Source organism: Peribacillus sedimenti (genome assembly GCF_046237635.1).
GTDB lineage: Bacteria > Bacillota > Bacilli > Bacillales > DSM-1321 > Peribacillus > Peribacillus sedimenti.
Genome location: NZ_CP143547.1, coordinates 2463491 through 2479420 on the forward strand (window position 1 = coordinate 2463491; position 15930 = coordinate 2479420).

Here is a 15930-nt window from a genome sequence, read left to right on the forward strand (position 1 = left end):
CGGTATCTTTTCAGCTGAAATCCCTCCTTTCAGAGGATTATGTTAATCTTACCATGTATTTTCCCATTGTAAACAATAAATACTTTTACACATAATTTAATATTTTGCCTGAAGGATATTTATTTAATAATTATAATAAATGCCACCCGGTTTTAGTCTTTTTAAAAAGCTGGGCCATTTACTGACTGTTATGGCCCAGAGTATTCGTTAATTAAATTGCTTTGAAACATTGCGTTAAGCTGCATTTAAGCTCCCTGCTCACTCAGCTTTAAAGTTATCGTCTTTTCTTCGCCATTCCGGTATATTCTTAGCTTAGTGTCTTTTCCGATAGACGTTTTAGTGTATAAATATTTCCTGAATTCACCGACTGTGTCAGCCTTCGTACCATCAATGGATAAAATAACATCCTTAACCTCGAGCCCCGCTTGGGAGGCAGCTGAAGAAGGCTCTACATGAGAAATAATGACACCCTCTGACATGCTGTCTGGAAGGTTTAACTGCTGTGCTCGGATAGAAGGCGATATCTCACTTATATTTTGCAGGCCTACACCAAGGTAGGGTCTTTCAACTTTCCCTTTTTGCATTAAATCTTCTATTATTGGAACCGCATCCTGGCTGGGAATTGCAAATCCAAGGCCTTCTACCCCGCTTTCGGCAATTTTGAGGCTGTTTATGCCAATCACCTGTCCTGATTCATTGATCAGTGCTCCTCCACTGTTACCCGGATTAATGGCTGCATCAGTTTGAATGACATTAAGGTCCCAATCCCCTTGTGAAGTTGATACAGAGATGGTACGCTGCTTCCCGCTGACAATTCCTTGTGTGACACTTCCTGAGAAATCCAGACCTAAAGGATTACCGATTGCCGCTACCTGCTGGCCAAGTTTTATTTTGGAAGAGTCCCCGAAACTGGCCACCTTGTTTACATATTTACTATCAATCTGTAGAACAGCTAAATCAGTCAAAGCATCTGCGCCAACTATCTTAGCTTCAATCCGTTTGCCATTTGATAGTGAAACTTCTACTTTGACAGCTCCCTCAATCACATGGTTATTGGTTGCAATATATGCTTTATCTGCTGATTTTTTAAAGATTACCCCTGAGCCTGTACCGCTATCCTGTACATTTCCCTGAGAAGTTTCATTGGAGGAATAATAACCTGTCTCCTGATCCTGCATATTTACTACTCCTACAACGGCATCCGATACATCATTGATCGCATTCAGCATACTGCTTGGGGTGCTTTCTGTTGTACTTGCTGTTTCTTGTACTGCAATAGAATTTTCAGAAGATTTATTAGCTGATACATTCGCTTTGGTAATTGTATTGGCTTGATTCACAACAGTTATACCGTTTTTGTCGATATCAATCATGTTGGTCGAATAAAGCGTAATCATAGTCCCTAATGCTGCTCCAGATAAAGAAGCGAACATAATCGGGAATGTCCTTCTTTTTTGGGGTTTCTCGTTATACGTTGTTTCGTTTTCATTCAAATTCATATCTTGTCCCTCGTTTCATATATTATGAAATATAAAGCTTTCAGATTACCTCTCTGAAAACATTGTAAAAATGTTTGGTGAAATTTTGATGAAAATAGTTAGGTGAAATGCTTTTTTATAAAAAATTTTATTATTTGATAAAGGGCTGCCTCAAAAACAAAATACTTTCGTCAAGCCGGTAATGCGGATAATGATCCATATCCAGTTCAAGATGTAACTTCCATTTCCTTAAAAGTGAGGGGTTTGCTCCGATTGCTATTTGATTTCTCCCTGGATTAGTTGTGACTCTTTTCGATAGTATGTTGATTCCGCGTTACCAGGCCTCCAAAAGTTAAAAAACGATACAGCAGTGACTGATATGATCGACCACTTAACTTTCTTATTCATTTATTATTTCACCTTGACTTTGCTATTAGGATTAAATGGTTGTTCTGAAATACACAATAACGTGCAAAAGTGAATAATAAGTGAATAGACCATCATCTTTTATTTCAAATAAAAAAGAGCACAGGCTGGTCGCCTTATGCTCTTCTTGCGGTTTGATCTGTATCAATAATTACATTAATTATTCTGTGATTAAAATTAATGGTGGTTTATGTAAATATGGTGCGAGGTTAGCTGCATCATCGCCAACCTGTTTCCCTTCTGGCGAGGAAAGTGAAGCATGCAGATCATCTACATTTGCAAACTCAAGTTCTGCTATCAAATAATAATTTGTATCCGTATTTTGAGCGTTCTTAATGTAATGTATTGAGGCATTATGAACATTAGGCATTTTATCAACCAACGGCATATGCACCTCGTTGTAGTGTTTTTCAAAACCTTCTATATCCTTTGGCTTTTCGTACAGTACGATGAATTTGGCCATCATTTACACTCCTCTATATAAAGAATATTTATACACAGATCCTTCGATATCAAGTTCCTTCTAGTTTTTAGGAGACAAAAACTTATATATGGCGGAGAAGTCTTCCTTGCTTAAACCATTTTGTTTTGCAAGGCCATATATTTCTTTTGTAAGGTTAGCGATCGGCATTGCCACATTACTTTCGTATGCAGTCTTGGACACAAGCTGAAGATCTTTTTGTAATAGCTCCAGCGGGAATTCAGCATCATATTCATTCTGCATTATCTTTTCTTTTTTGCCGTTAAGGAATGGTGCTGCAGTTGGACCATTCAGCAATGTATTAACTACAGTTGCTTTATCCAGTCCCATAGATTCTCCAAAGTTAACGGCCTCAGAAAAGGCAGCCATAGTCTGGGCCAGCATGAGATTAACCACTAACTTCATGGAGGTTCCATATCCATTTTCCCCCTGATAGGCGATTGCCTTTCCCATGACTTCCATCATCGGCCTGACCTCTTCAAGATCTTCTTTATTTCCTCCCACAAGAAAGACAAGCTGACCATTTTCGGCAGGAATTTTGGAGCCGGCAACTGGCGCATCCAAAAAACGAATGTTACTCTGTTGAGCTTCCTCAGCCATTTTCCTTGAGAATGAAGGATTTACCGTACTGCAGTCTACCCACAGACTTCCCTCGGACATTTCTGACAAAAAACCGTCGGTGCCAATCGCGGTGTTCTCAACCACTTCGGGATTGGCCAGCATAGTAAAAATAATTTTGGAGTTCTTCGCTACTTCTTTTGGCGATTCTGCCCACTTGGCACCAGAAGCAAGCAGCTTGTCAGCCTTTGACTTTGACCTATTGTAAATAACTAAATCGTATCCGTTTTTAATCAAATTTTCCGCCATACGGCTACCCATGATTCCCAGGCCTATAAAACCAATCAAAGTCTATACCTCTTTTCCATTCATTATTGGTGGAAGTTCTCCTTCTTATTATCCCTTCCCGGCTGTTGACATACCAATAAAATGTACTGATCTTAACGAAAAACCATTGAGTGTATATTGGAAAACAAAGAGCAACCCTAAAGGCTGCCCTTTTTTAATGCAGGAAGTTTTCACGATTAACTGCCACTTGTTCATGGCTTAACCCAACATGATTCAAAAATGAATTAGCATCCATTCCCATTTGGAACCTGTCCAGTTCATCATTGCTTAATGTTAAGTGTCTATGAAAGGTTGTTCCCTCAATAGGCCTCAGTACACCATTTCCATCACTCATGGCTACTCACCTCCTATTGAATAATGTGCCGTTTCTCCCAAATAACATTCAGCCCATTATAAGGGAAATTACATTAGTATGTTAAAACATTTTACTGTTCGATTATACAAGTTATAATTCTTATTTATTCTAGTATGGTTTACGACAATACTGGTAAAAGTTATAGTGATTGTGCGTTTATTCCATAGCCGGAGTTTTTTCTTTATCTGAAGCTTAGTATTGCTTACTGATGATAAGGCTGGATAGCATCCGCGTTTTTCTTTGTGTCTAACTGCAAGCTTGTTCCTTCTGGTTCAGTTCTTTCTAACTGCAACCGATAGCTTTGCTCGTTAGCCGCCTCATAGGATATCTTAGGCATGGAAAACCGGTGTTAATAATTCTTGCAGGAAGGTTGTCATAAAGCGGGTAATTTTTTAGAGGTTATGCATCAACTTCTTAGCTCGTCAAACCATTGAGCGGATTGGTATGTTTGAATCCAATTTTCATCTTTTTCTTGTACACTCCAACTAGCGGAGAGAATGGACATGGCTATACAAGCTTTCAAAAATCGATCATAATCTAAACCGAGCTCCTGTTGGATGATTTCCACCCTTTTTTCTAGTACAGCTTGAGGGTTGTTTTTCGTATGTAAATGATTGATCATAAATGAAGCCAAATCAAAATATGGGTCGCCGGCAACGCCTTTTGGGTCTATTGCCACCCAGCCATGGAGTTTTGAATAAAGTATGTTTTCATGATGCAGGTCGCCATGAAGAAGTTCCATTCCTGATGCACTCTCCGCTATATCATGAAAAAACTGGGAAGCTAAGTCTATATGTTTCATTGAAATCGGGCTGTCATTGCCATTATATTTTGCTTTATAACCGCTAAGCCCCTTTGCCCATTCCAGTATGCTGGGGAAAGCCGCTTTCTCGGGAAGAGGCCGCCTTATTGCCTCCCACACTTCTATGTATTGCATGATAGCAGTATGATCATCCTTTTCCTCAGAGAGCATTGTTCCTGGGACAATATGTTCAAGCAGCATGGCTCCACGAACAGGATCTGCCTTTAATAGCTGAGCACTTCCTTCTCCGTTGTATACCTGGAGTGCATAGACTTCGTTTCTGAACTCGGAATTGGGGACACCCAATTTTAGAATGACAGGTGTATCATCTTCCTGCATTGCCTTTAATACATAGTTATAGGACAAGTTGTCGACCAGGCCCACAATTTCCAGATTCCACTTTCGTGTCCATAAATGGACCTGGGATTCTATTGAGTCCAGCCATTTTTCCCCTTGGGCACCAAAGGTATTGTAAATTTTATTCTTAAAATAATCCGGGATGTGCATTATTTTTTCCTCCATTCTAAGGAACTGATTCCTCTCACTATAAAACTTCCGGTATAAAATATCCAGATTAATAGCAGGAGGTGTAAAAAATCAACATTGATAAAGGGCCTGCAGAAAAAAGCTGCCTCTGCTGCTTGGGAATTGGAAGGATAAAAAGCTGTAAAGAGCGGAACAGTTTCTTCATAGAGGTGATAAAGGTCGAAGTAAAAAAGATTTTCAAGGTTCGATCAAGGTCTAAACTAAGTTCAAGAGCTAGACACAAAATGTTCATTGCGTAAATGAAGTTAAAAAACTGTGCCAGGGCTTCATGAGGAAGAAAAGCCAGAAAATCGATCATCATATTTATAATTTCAAGTACGCATAAGGCCAATCTCTTTTTCAACGGACGCAAAAAAGCTGCCTGTGCAGCTTTTTAAATCTCCTATTGCTTGTTTTCTCTGGAAATGATACCACAGGCTATCCGTTTACCGGCATCTCCAGTTTTTAATGTATCCTTGTCGGGTCCCGGTTTTCCGCCGGCCTGGTAACGTTCAGGTATATTGCCGAAGTTATCAGGGTTCTCATGAATCATGACTGCTAATTTCTGGTCAACTATTTGCTGAGCTGTCATTCTGTCGAAATCGGCTGTAAATGTTCCAGTTCCATCCTTATTTACATATAAAGATGGCATGTCGCCTGCATGATTGGAATGTACTGTCTGTGTGGGATTGAAATGCCCTCCAGCTGACATAAACGCTCCATCTGGAGATTGGGGATCACATATCCCTTTTTCGTGTATATGGAATCCGTGGTGACCGGGAGCCAGGCCTTTGACCGATGCTTCAATTCGAACATGATCCTTATCCTGGATAAACGCGACGGTCCCGACCTTATTGTTTTGGACATCGTACATATCCGCTGTCGCCCAGCCGCTGCCTTGTCCTTTTGATGAAACTGTAACTGCTTCAGATTCCTGTTTTGGCATAGTTTTTTCCATGTCGGTATCTGGCATGCATCCGGTCAATAAGGGGAAAATCAACATTGGTGCAACCATTTTAACATAATTTCTTACCATAGAATCACTCCTTCTGAGTAAAGATATATACTTTAAAATTCTGCCACTTTTTACAGGTTTTAATCATGCAGGCTATTTAGGGATTTGAATAAATACAAATACTATGTTTCAATCATCAAAAAAAACACCAGCCCCTAATGTCTGGTGTCCGAACATTTCATTATTGCAATCGATTTCCAGTATCATTCTTCTTCTTCCAAGATTTCATCAAATGCTACCGATACTCTTTCAAATTCCTCATCGCTTTCAATCGCAGAAAGGTCGCCCTCCTGATCTACTTTGAGAAAGAAAATGTCGATATCCTCCTCGGTTTCTTCCTGGAGGTCCTCAACAAAACTGACCGCTACATATTCAGTACCCTGCAGGGTTAAAGCTGCTAGCACCTCTACATCCTGCTCTTGATTGTCTGCGTCACTTATGGAAAATACCTCGCCGACCTCAACTTTGCTCATAATGTAAATCTCCTCTCTTTTTAATTAAAATTGTTGGCGCTGGTACATATCACTTCTGTTTTAACTATGGTATGCAGCGCAATTTTTAAACTGTTACTTACATTATTTTCCCAAACCATACATATCAATACCCTATTTTTATAATCAATGTATTAGGGAAGCATAATCCAATCCCAGGCAGCATCCAAATGACCCTTTTCAAAATGCTTTGCCTCAATGCCGGGCAGGTAATTTCCTGCTTCCGCCGCACTCTTTATCCAATTTTTATCAGTAACCACCGCGAACTTACGAAATTGTTTCCAACGCTTGATATCAAATGTAACGCCTTCTGTTATTCCCTTTAATGTTGAGCCATCCAAATCATGCAGGATAGCAAGAATATTGAACTTCTCATCTTCCGAATAGTGTTCTTTTACATAGTTATCCAGTTTGATTGCATCTTCCTTCGTTGCTTTTCCGTCAAATTCAACCGCAATCGTATTTCTAACCTTGCTTGGAATAAAAGTCAGCATAAGAATAACTCCTTTAGATATATGATCGTTATATAATCACTTCCCTTTATAATCTCGTTTAAAACTGCGATGTAAAAACAGTATTTCTTACCCATTTCACCTCCCCAACAGGCATATGTTACACATACCGCAGAAAAGAAAAAACAGAACCGTAAGCCGCTCGGCTATCAATTACAGGAAACCGTCAATCCGAAATACAAGCTTTTCCAAGTAAAACCGGGCCTGCGAATCAATTACTCTTGGCAGAACTTCTTTATTTCATCCTGTTTCTAAAGTACTAAAAAGAAAAAGAGCAGGAATATAGGCTTTTAGCTTTTGACCATCCTAATAAACAGGAGATTAAAGAAAAATAGAACAACACCAGACAGGATTTCAAAACGAAGAAAACGAAACCGCTGAATCAAATTCAGCGGTCAACAGGAATATTATAGAATCTTATTTTTGTTTTTGTTTCTTTACTGAAAAAATAATGGCTGCTGCCCATCCAGCAAGAATGACCAAATAGATTGCATATCCAATCGTTGGATCTACAGACCATGTGCTTAACAGGGTTCTGGTATTGGTGAGAATGATAAAGCCGCCAACCAGAACTCCAAGCAAATAGGACGGTAAGACCCTGATCAACCATGCAGCAATCGGGGCAGCAATGATACCTCCTGCCATTAATGCTATAACCCAATACCAGTTAACATCTTCCCAGCCAATTGAAATAAGAAATCCTAAGGTCGCAGAAATCGCAATTGCAAATTCGCTGGTATCGACCGTGCCTACTACTTTTCTGGCGGAAATCCCTTTTTGGGACAATAATACAGGTGTGGCGATCGGTCCCCATCCGCCACCGCCAGTTGCATCGGCAAAGCCTGCAATTAATCCAAGCGAAACGGAACGTTTTTTGGAAAGGGAGATGGCTCTGTTTTCACTGGCAGATGGTGAGTTATTCAAAAACCTGAAAAGGACATATACTCCTAACAACAGAAGAAAGATCGAGATATACGGTTTAACAAGTTCTCCTGGCAGATTACTGAGGAAACAGGCACCGGCAAAAGCACCAATCGAACCAGGGACAATCAATTTTAATACAGCATCACGGTCTACATTCCCAAATTTTATATGAGATATTCCAGATGCTGCGGTAGTTACGACCTCTGCAAGATGAACAGAAGCAGACGCCATAGCTGGAGCAAAACCGAACGTAAGTAACAGTGTTGTGGATGTAACTCCATAAGCCATTCCTAAGGAACCATCTATCAATTGTGCCAAAAATCCGATAAAAGTAAATACGATTAGCCTTTTCATCCTATCCTCCTGAGGAGGCCCTGTTCTATGATTCCTGGAAAGAAAAATGTTGTAGTCGTTTTATTTCTTAGAAGCCTTCATTAAATGTATTGTTGGACGACTAAATAATCCAGCACCTGTTTCACGCAATCATCCAGTGAATGGAGGGATGTTTCGATGACAATTTCAGGATCCGAGGGTTCTTCATAAGGGGAATCGATACCTGTAAACCCAGATATTTCTCCACTCCTGGCTTTTTGGTATAGTCCCTTCGGATCCCTTTTCTCACATTCATCCAAAGGACATTTTACGTAAATTTCGATGAACTCATTTTGCTCCACTAGTTCTCTTACCTGATTGCGATCATTCTGGAAAGGCGAAATAAATGCAGTTAGTACGACCTGTCCACTATCTACAAATAATTTCGCGACCTCGCCTATCCGTCTGATGTTTTCAGTGCGGTCCATTTCAGAAAAACCCAGATCTTTGTTCAGGCCAAACCGCATATTGTCCCCGTCTAATACGTAGTTGTTTATTTTTCGGTCGAATAATGCTTTAGCCACTGCGTTTGAAAGGGTCGACTTCCCGGAACCGGACAAACCGGTAAACCAGAGAATAAAGCTTTCATGCCCGTTTTGTTCTCTTCTATCCTTTTTTGTGACGATGGAATTATGCCAGGTAATGTTGTGTGAAACCTCCATCTTGTGCCTCCTTAAGAAATTTTCTTATTCCCTTATTTTTAATGGTGAATAATCCATAAATGGCCTGGAAGCTTGATATGCCTATCCGGGCTTGACTCCTGTATGCCGGGCCTCAAACTTCCAATTACCATTCCGTTATAATGTGTCAGGAAATGAAGCAGTCCTCGTATCCGTCGTACAAACGATTACTTCCTCAGTCCTTTCATCAATACATCGACGACTTCTTTTCGGCTGAACGTTCCAGGCGGATGTATTCCCGACCTTAATAGCTGGCGTACTTTTGTCCCTGAAAGAGTAACATGGTGCTCAGTACCGTGCGGGCAGGTTTTTGTGGACGCCATGCCTTCACATTTGTTACAGAAAAAGCTATGTTCGAAGAAGAGCGGGATAATACCTAGTTCTTCTTTTGTAAACTGGCTGAATATTTTCTGTGCGTCATAAGTACCATAATAGTTTCCTACCCCGGCATGATCTCGCCCAACAATGAAATGGGTACAGCCAAAATTTTTTCGGACTATCGCGTGAAAAATGGCTTCACGTGGTCCGGCATATCGCATGGCTGCAGGAAAAACGGCAAGAAAAACGCGGTCGGCTGGATAATAATTTTTTAAAAGCACCTCATAGCTTTCCATTCTAACATCTGCAGGTATGTCATCTGATTTTGTTTCACCGACCAGTGGATTTAAGAACAAACCATCGACAATTTCAAGCGCCGATTTCTGAATATATTCATGGGCCCGGTGGACCGGATTTCTTGTTTGGAAGCCAACGATCGTATTCCAGCCATATTGCTTGAATTTTTTACGTGTGTCGGCGGGATCAAGATGATATTCATCGAATGCTCCTTTTTCCGTTCTTCTCACGAGCTTAATGTCTCCTGCGGCATAGAAATTTGGGCGTTCGAATAATCTTTTTACACCCGGGTGCTCAAGGTCCGTGGTTCTATAAACTTTTTCAGCTTCCTTAATCTTATCTGGTTTATAGACTTCTGCTACATGTAATACCCCATAAACGACCCCATCTTTTGAAAGTTTAGCCCATTCTCCAACAGTAATGGTCTTCGCTTTTTCTTCATCTATAGGCAATGTGATGGGAATGCTCCATACCGTTCCGTCCGTCAGCCGCACATTGTCTAAAACACTTTCATATTCGTTTTGATTTAAAAATCCTGTTAAGGGACTATATGCACCCACTGCGATTAATTCCAGGTCGCTTAATGAAATACTGTCTAACTCAATCTCTTCTTTAATCGATTTATACTCAAAATGTGGTGCGAATAAGTTAACCAAAGTCCCCCCATGTGCAGTGCTTTCACTCAAATTCAATTCCTCCTTGTTCAGGTTTGTCGGCTGTGAGCTAAAGTACAGCATTTTTTGCTGAAGTACTATTTATAAGTACGAAAAGGACGAATTGGGGGTGACTATAGATACCGACATAAATTCTCATTATGCCCCCAAAAAAAAGTAACAACTGGCAAGGCATTCTAAAACTGTGAAATGTGGAAAGTGAATGAACAGAATTTATGTTGTAACGGTACGATATTTTTGGGTTAAAAAGTATCTTGGGATCCGATATATGCAGCTGTGGTTTCTTCTATTTTTTATATTTTTTTTATATTTTTCTATGTTAGTAGTATTATTTCCTTACTTTTCGCATTCCCATCTTTTCATCCGCATCGCCTTTACACAAATAATACTGCCTGGATGTTATTAATATCATAGTCACCCTATCACTAGCACCTAATTAACCTATTTCCATTTAAAATTACGGGTTTGAACAGGCATTCTTTTTTACCATGCATTAATCCAAAAGATGCTCCGCACTGTATCCAAAACTTCCAATTTGATGAGAATCATTATGAAAATCGGAACCACCAGTCATAATTAGATTATTTTCCTGGGCTATTCTTTTGAAGGTTTTAATTTCTTCGATCCCATGCCTTCTATGCCAAACTTCAATCCCGTCAAAGGGTAGTTTTAGCAACTCGGAAATAAGTGCTTCATTGAGCACCACAGGATGAGCCAGAATAGCTTTCCCACCTGCATCATGAATAAACTTAAGTCCATCTCCAGGTGAAACTATCATTTTATTTACTGCACATGGTTTGCCATCTGCCAAGTACAAATCAAATACTTTCTGATATTCATCCACATATCCATGTGCAACAATTGCACGGGCAATATGCGGTCTGGACAGCACTTCTCCCTTACTAAATTTCATCACATCCTCAATAGTAATGTGCATTCCGATTTCTTGGAACTTTTCAATAATCTTTATAGCCCTGGTTTCTCTTTCATTTCTTAAAGCCTTCAATAACTGGTTCAATTGTTCAGATGATTTTACGCCATAACCCAAAATGTCGACCGTAATTCCTTCGTATGTGGTGCTTAATTCTATACCTGGAATTATGTGGATTCCCAGCTTTTCTCCTTGTTTAATTGCAGGCAGAACGCCATTTAATGTATCGTGATCTGTTATGGCGATTGTTTTCAATCCCATTTGAAATGCTCTGTTTACAACTTCTTCTGGCGGGTATTCGCCGTCCGAAGCTGTTGTGTGTAAATGTAAATCAAATGAGCCGGATTTTATTATTTTCCTTAAATCCATTTAATTTGCTCCTCCATCCTGTTTATCAGTCTTAAATTCCTTATCGAAGATCGATTCATGACTTACCACTTCTATATAAATAAAGCCAAGCATTATAGATTGCGACCCAAAAAAAAGCTACGGCATAAAGTGATATACATAGATGGGGCAAAAGGTGAAATTCCCAAAGAGTCATTTGCTTCAAGAATTCTTCAAAATTCGTAACCTAGTATATCAATTTCCTTTTTGAAAAAGTTTTCGATTAATTTTTGCTGTTCGTTATTATACATATTTCGATAGTTTCGTTTATTTTTTTCTCTATAATTTCCTTTAGCATTTGGCAGCCAGCCATCATATGCCAATCCAAGATGTTCGCAAACTGCTGTTAAATCCTGGTCTAAATTTTCGTATTTCCCCAAAAAATCAACAGCTAACTTGTCATCAATGGTATAAATAGGATAATTGTAACATCCTTTGAATTTTTTCTTTTCTAAAAATTGTTCAAAATCTATGGTTTTATTTGATTTGGCCATCCGAAAATAGTAATATGAAATGACTTTATCCCAAGGACTTCGGTCGAAGCTGAATTTATAATAGGAGTTCCATACGTCCTGCCCCAGGATTTCTCTTATACTTTTCGCTTTATTATGGTTGGAAAATACGATATTCCCATCTTCGTTTCTTTTATTTTTAGCAGTGCCGTCGAAAGGTACTATATAATTTTGCGGTTTAATACCAAGGCCTGCCCTGATTTTTTCATCTTCAGGAGCGATAGGTGTGATGATATCATTTGGACCGCAATACCGGGATAATGATATTTCGATACTAGTTCCTGCTGTTTTTTTTGTCTTTAGAAAGATAAATTTGTGCTTATGAGATACGATCATTTTGTTCTCTCCCTCGCTTTCTCAAGGGCTTATTGTATCTAGAGCGGATGTAACTTCATTTTTATATTTCTTGTAAAGGTCGTTATCTGGAAAAATTTCATCTATTTTATCGCCTTTTCTTTCAATGAAATTTAATAAAGATTGTAATTCCTCTTTGTTTAGTCTGTTACTCCATAAGCTGTTACGATTGCTGTCTATCTTTTCAATTAGCTTTACAGGTACATATTCTTTAACGTTTAAAAATTCGAAACAGGAACTTATTACTTGTGCAGGATTTTTAGTTAATTCTTCTTCCTTCACAATGTGAAATCTATCAGGATCAATCAACTGTAAAAATTGAGAAACCGCTTTATTGTTTTCATACCAGTATTCAGCCAAATATTTCGCATCTCCACCTGGGAAAAAACGTGAACCTTTCATATATTCTGCCGGCTGTTTATCATGGTGAAAAATCCAGCAGCGTGCACTGTGATCTTCCTTTTCCGGCCAATAATGTGAATTGTCATTAAAAAGCAATTTGACACTTGCAACTACCTTAGGCAAATCCCTATATATCCAAATGAAACGCGAATTGGGGAATAATGCATTTACCAAAGGAAGTTTATTGCATAGGTGTGGGTTTTTATTTAAAAACAAACCATTCGGATTTTTTTTCTTCCTTTTACAGACTTTCTGCATTTTTTTATTAAATGCCTCTGTCAATGCTTCCAGTTGGTCTGGCTGGATATCCTTTTCGGTTAAACTTGGACATGCTGTATCCTGGGTTTTTGGTGAAGACATGGGTACATTGCCTGCCCGGGACCAAATTTCCTTCAGCTCAAATGGACAATGGATGATATCGGGGTGGTCACCGAGCAGCTTAGATATCAAAGTCGTACCGCTTCTCATGCAGCCAACAACAAAAATCGGCGTTTCCAGAGTATTTTTATTCTCTATCACTAAACATTCCTCCATTATTTCACGTAATTGTGTAAGGAACAATTGCATAAGGGTTACTTACTGGTAATTTAATAAACCGGCCATCTCTTTGATCACAATCAAAAAAATGAATACCCCCATCAAGTGAAATATTTGGGTACCTTTGATTCATTCTTTGTAAGTGTCTCATCTTACATTGGCCGACAGCTAAAATATTTTGATCAAAATAGATTCCGCGAGTGAATCCATTAAATTGCGCCAAAACAGACTTATGTTTGGTGATGATATCAAACTGTGAGACATTTAGATTTAAAGAATCACAAAAAACTAGTTTACCGTTGTGCAAGGTAATGCTGTGTGGAGCTGTCAGATTATCAATTATGATGCCTTTTGGTATGAATCCATCACGCCTAAACTCAACGATTGCCCCGTCCCAAAGGGTTGGATCTTTGCCTTTCCAACCGCCAGAAGAAGAAAACATGGATATTAAAATGCTATCATCTGTTATGAACAGATCATTTATATGATGCAGATCACGCTCCGAGGATGATAATACAATTTCGAATTCTGGCTCTAATGTCCGGCTATGCAAAGCCAGTATTTTGTTTTGCGTAGAAATTACAATATAAACATAGTCCCCCGATAGCTTTATATCATGCAAACCTCCGAACTCGTTGTCCGGTATATACCTTATCGATTTCAGCTGCAAATTAACATCAAGTACATAAAGTTGATTGGGCTGTTTTAGCGCCAAATAACCATCATTATATTTGGTAAGGCCTGCAAAAATTCCATTGTACCTCTTTTCAAGGCTATTATTGCCGGCGTTATATAAATACAGCCCTCCGTTGCCCCGTCCAACGGTTATAAGCAGGTCCTCGCAATAAGAAGTTTTGTGTCCACTAACGCTATATGTGGTTACCTGATTCAGGGAAGAATATTCAAAGTCTATTTTTTGTAATGATTGCATAGTCGTATGATCAATGAATATTTTCTCCACATCAAGAGATGCTCCTTTCTTTTGGGACCTTCATAATGTCGAACCAAATTCTTCGCGATGCTTTCTTAATCGCTCATTGAACATTTCAAATCTGGATTTTATAAAATTTCCCATATTTTTCTTTCTTATTTTCAAATACCCTTCTTCTGTTACAGCGTTTCTATAATGAATGATTACTGGATCGTAATCGGGCTCTCTAACTGGACAATTCATTTGATTTGTTAGCTCTTTAAAAGGTACAGGATTTTTGACAAAAGCAAGTGTTAAAGAGGCCTGTTCGCAAAAGTAATGAGATTCCCCCATCAGGTAAGGTTTGTTTGCCAGGTCATTTGTATATTTTTCCCATATTGAAAAAAATTCTTCAATTATAGGTTGAGGAAATATTAACACACCGGCATTACAATACCAGATAGTTCGTTGTTTCTTGACTGAGGTAATATAGTTCTGACCGGGGATTTTGAGTTCGTAATGATCAAACAAGCTGACAAAGGTTTCATAAGATACGCTGCAGCCGTTTGCCATTTTTGCCTGTAAATGGTTTCCATCGATAAAGGAAGCTGGATCTTGTACGATGACTGTATCACAATCTAAAAGCATGACTGTGTCGTAGGATTTTATTTCCTTTAATCTTAAAAATTCTAATTTGTTCGATGGAGGGTGTAAGGGACTGAATCTTGGGACAATGCGTATAATTGCGCCCCACTTCTTCAACTCTTGTACATATACAGGGTTTACCTCATCTACAAAACAAACGATTATATTAGCTCCGGATATGCTGCCTCCAAACCAACGAATCGATTGAACTAATCTTAAGGTACGATCGAAAAATTTTTGGTTATTTTCTGTAACACAACCGATTACTAATCGTCCAAAACCTGTATCTGGTTTTGGATGATTATCTACCGGAAAGCTCAATGATAATATTTCCTGTTCATGGCATCTTACGTATCTATCCTTAAGATCCTCATCGAAAATAGAAAGATCGGCTTTCCTAATCAATCCAAAATGGTTCCCTTTTACTTTTGCCAATACAAAATCATGTTCAATACATGTTCTTAAAAGGGTGCCCTTTGTTTGTTTGTTGCAGTGAATTCCCATTGTTACAAAGCTTCCGTCAGTGTAATCACTTACATTTGGAGTTGTAAATAACGGGGTATTCAGAACGATAAATCCTCCAGGACGCAAAGCCCGTTTAACGCCTTCCCATACACTTTCCATTTCATACACCGGGATATGCTGTATAACATCGTCCATCACAATGACGTCGTACGTGTCTTCTTCAGCCAAATCTTTTGCTTCTGACAGTTTCAGTTCGACTCGAGCATCTGTATATTTTGCTGAAGCAACTGAAAAGGCATATTCGCTAAAATCAATACCAGAATAGCTAGCGATTTTTCTATTAATCAAATATGGAATTAATTCTCCGGTACCAAATCCAATTTCCAGGATGTCCTTTTGGTCGAGAACCGTTATAAATTCTTCAATGAAAGAGATAAATTCAGAGGTGTGCCGGTTACCCTCTTTTTTTTTGTATGGGTCTTCGGCTAACCAATAATCTTTTGTATACTTTTCAATGAACTCAGCCATTCT

At 39.0% G+C, this 15930-nt stretch carries 17 protein-coding genes; all 17 read right to left on the reverse strand.

The annotated features are described in order from the left end of the window. Window positions 1–245 precede the first annotated feature (245 nt). The 17 genes from V1500_RS12190 to V1500_RS12270 all read right to left on the reverse strand — a co-directional run bounded on the left by V1500_RS12190 (window position 246) and on the right by V1500_RS12270 (window position 15927). Window positions 246–1499 (reverse strand): S1C family serine protease, encoded by a 1254-nt coding sequence (locus V1500_RS12190; RefSeq protein WP_409305775.1) that lies wholly within the window; start codon window positions 1497–1499, stop codon window positions 246–248. A 255-nt stretch (window positions 1500–1754) separates the two neighbouring features. Further along, window positions 1755–1886, reverse strand: a complete 132-nt coding sequence (locus V1500_RS12195; RefSeq protein WP_409305776.1) for a hypothetical protein — start codon at window positions 1884–1886, stop codon at window positions 1755–1757. 178 nt (window positions 1887–2064) lie between these two features. Continuing rightward, the gene (locus V1500_RS12200) at window positions 2065–2370 is read right to left on the reverse strand and encodes an EthD family reductase (RefSeq protein ID WP_409305777.1); all 306 of its coding nucleotides are present in this window, start codon (window positions 2368–2370) and stop codon (window positions 2065–2067) included. Between the two features lie 57 nt (window positions 2371–2427). Continuing rightward, the gene (locus V1500_RS12205; RefSeq protein ID WP_409305778.1) at window positions 2428–3291 is read right to left on the reverse strand and encodes an NAD(P)-dependent oxidoreductase; all 864 of its coding nucleotides are present in this window, start codon (window positions 3289–3291) and stop codon (window positions 2428–2430) included. Window positions 3292–3445: 154 nt separating this feature from the next. Next, window positions 3446–3625 carry a hypothetical protein gene (locus V1500_RS12210; protein ID WP_409305779.1) on the reverse strand — a complete coding sequence of 60 codons (180 nt, stop codon included), beginning with the start codon at window positions 3623–3625 and terminating at the stop codon, window positions 3446–3448. 427 nt (window positions 3626–4052) lie between these two features. Beyond that, a complete protein-coding gene (locus V1500_RS12215; RefSeq protein ID WP_409305780.1) occupies window positions 4053–4955 on the reverse strand; it encodes an aminoglycoside phosphotransferase family protein in 903 nt (300 codons plus the stop codon). A 421-nt stretch (window positions 4956–5376) separates the two neighbouring features. Continuing rightward, entirely contained in the window at window positions 5377–6009 is a 633-nt protein-coding gene (locus tag V1500_RS12220) for a superoxide dismutase family protein (RefSeq protein ID WP_409305781.1), read from the reverse strand. 182 nt (window positions 6010–6191) lie between these two features. Further along, complete coding sequence (locus V1500_RS12225; protein WP_409305782.1) at window positions 6192–6461, reverse strand: DUF1292 domain-containing protein; 270 nt, start codon at window positions 6459–6461, stop codon at window positions 6192–6194. A 152-nt stretch (window positions 6462–6613) separates the two neighbouring features. Next, window positions 6614–6973 (reverse strand): STAS/SEC14 domain-containing protein, encoded by a 360-nt coding sequence (locus V1500_RS12230; RefSeq protein WP_409305783.1) that lies wholly within the window; start codon window positions 6971–6973, stop codon window positions 6614–6616. A 435-nt stretch (window positions 6974–7408) separates the two neighbouring features. After that, the gene (locus V1500_RS12235) at window positions 7409–8269 is read right to left on the reverse strand and encodes a sulfite exporter TauE/SafE family protein (RefSeq protein WP_409305784.1); all 861 of its coding nucleotides are present in this window, start codon (window positions 8267–8269) and stop codon (window positions 7409–7411) included. Between the two features lie 80 nt (window positions 8270–8349). Then, window positions 8350–8949, reverse strand: coding sequence for an adenylyl-sulfate kinase (gene cysC / locus V1500_RS12240; protein ID WP_409305785.1), 600 nt, complete (start codon window positions 8947–8949; stop codon window positions 8350–8352). A 185-nt stretch (window positions 8950–9134) separates the two neighbouring features. Then, a complete protein-coding gene (gene sat / locus V1500_RS12245) occupies window positions 9135–10268 on the reverse strand; it encodes a sulfate adenylyltransferase (RefSeq protein WP_409305786.1) in 1134 nt (377 codons plus the stop codon). A 481-nt stretch (window positions 10269–10749) separates the two neighbouring features. Beyond that, window positions 10750–11556, reverse strand: coding sequence for a PHP domain-containing protein (locus V1500_RS12250; RefSeq protein ID WP_409305787.1), 807 nt, complete (start codon window positions 11554–11556; stop codon window positions 10750–10752). Between the two features lie 191 nt (window positions 11557–11747). After that, window positions 11748–12422 carry a sulfotransferase family 2 domain-containing protein gene (locus tag V1500_RS12255; protein WP_409305788.1) on the reverse strand — a complete coding sequence of 225 codons (675 nt, stop codon included), beginning with the start codon at window positions 12420–12422 and terminating at the stop codon, window positions 11748–11750. A gap of 21 nt (window positions 12423–12443) precedes the next feature. Continuing rightward, entirely contained in the window at window positions 12444–13409 is a 966-nt protein-coding gene (locus V1500_RS12260; protein WP_409305789.1) for a sulfotransferase family protein, read from the reverse strand. Next, window positions 13381–14340 carry a DUF4915 domain-containing protein gene (locus V1500_RS12265; RefSeq protein WP_409305790.1) on the reverse strand — a complete coding sequence of 320 codons (960 nt, stop codon included), beginning with the start codon at window positions 14338–14340 and terminating at the stop codon, window positions 13381–13383. Before V1500_RS12265 ends, V1500_RS12260 begins: the two co-directional genes overlap by 29 nt. Before the next feature lie 30 nt (window positions 14341–14370). After that, on the reverse strand, window positions 14371–15927 hold the full coding sequence (locus tag V1500_RS12270; RefSeq protein WP_409305791.1) for a methyltransferase domain-containing protein: 1557 nt from the start codon (window positions 15925–15927) through the stop codon (window positions 14371–14373). Between the last annotated feature and the right edge of the window lie 3 nt (window positions 15928–15930).

Excerpts from the sequence above, each read along its gene's own strand:
- V1500_RS12200 (WP_409305777.1), bottom strand. The coding sequence starts at position 2,370 with ATGATGGCCAAATTCATCGTACTGTACGAAAAGCCAAAGGATATAGAA.
- V1500_RS12210 (WP_409305779.1), bottom strand. The coding sequence starts at position 3,625 with ATGAGTGATGGAAATGGTGTACTGAGGCCTATTGAGGGAACAACCTTT.
- V1500_RS12260 (WP_409305789.1), bottom strand. The coding sequence starts at position 13,409 with ATGCAATTGTTCCTTACACAATTACGTGAAATAATGGAGGAATGTTTA.
- V1500_RS12255 (WP_409305788.1), bottom strand. The coding sequence starts at position 12,422 with ATGATCGTATCTCATAAGCACAAATTTATCTTTCTAAAGACAAAAAAA.
- V1500_RS12215 (WP_409305780.1), bottom strand. The coding sequence starts at position 4,955 with ATGCACATCCCGGATTATTTTAAGAATAAAATTTACAATACCTTTGGT.
- V1500_RS12230 (WP_409305783.1), bottom strand. The coding sequence starts at position 6,973 with ATGCTGACTTTTATTCCAAGCAAGGTTAGAAATACGATTGCGGTTGAA.
- V1500_RS12270 (WP_409305791.1), bottom strand. The coding sequence starts at position 15,927 with ATGGCTGAGTTCATTGAAAAGTATACAAAAGATTATTGGTTAGCCGAA.
- V1500_RS12250 (WP_409305787.1), bottom strand. The coding sequence starts at position 11,556 with ATGGATTTAAGGAAAATAATAAAATCCGGCTCATTTGATTTACATTTA.
- V1500_RS12225 (WP_409305782.1), bottom strand. The coding sequence starts at position 6,461 with ATGAGCAAAGTTGAGGTCGGCGAGGTATTTTCCATAAGTGACGCAGAC.
- V1500_RS12190 (WP_409305775.1), bottom strand. The coding sequence starts at position 1,499 with ATGAATTTGAATGAAAACGAAACAACGTATAACGAGAAACCCCAAAAA.
- V1500_RS12195 (WP_409305776.1), bottom strand. The coding sequence starts at position 1,886 with ATGAATAAGAAAGTTAAGTGGTCGATCATATCAGTCACTGCTGTATCG.
- cysC (WP_409305785.1), bottom strand. The coding sequence starts at position 8,949 with ATGGAGGTTTCACACAACATTACCTGGCATAATTCCATCGTCACAAAA.
- V1500_RS12235 (WP_409305784.1), bottom strand. The coding sequence starts at position 8,269 with ATGAAAAGGCTAATCGTATTTACTTTTATCGGATTTTTGGCACAATTG.
- V1500_RS12220 (WP_409305781.1), bottom strand. The coding sequence starts at position 6,009 with ATGGTAAGAAATTATGTTAAAATGGTTGCACCAATGTTGATTTTCCCC.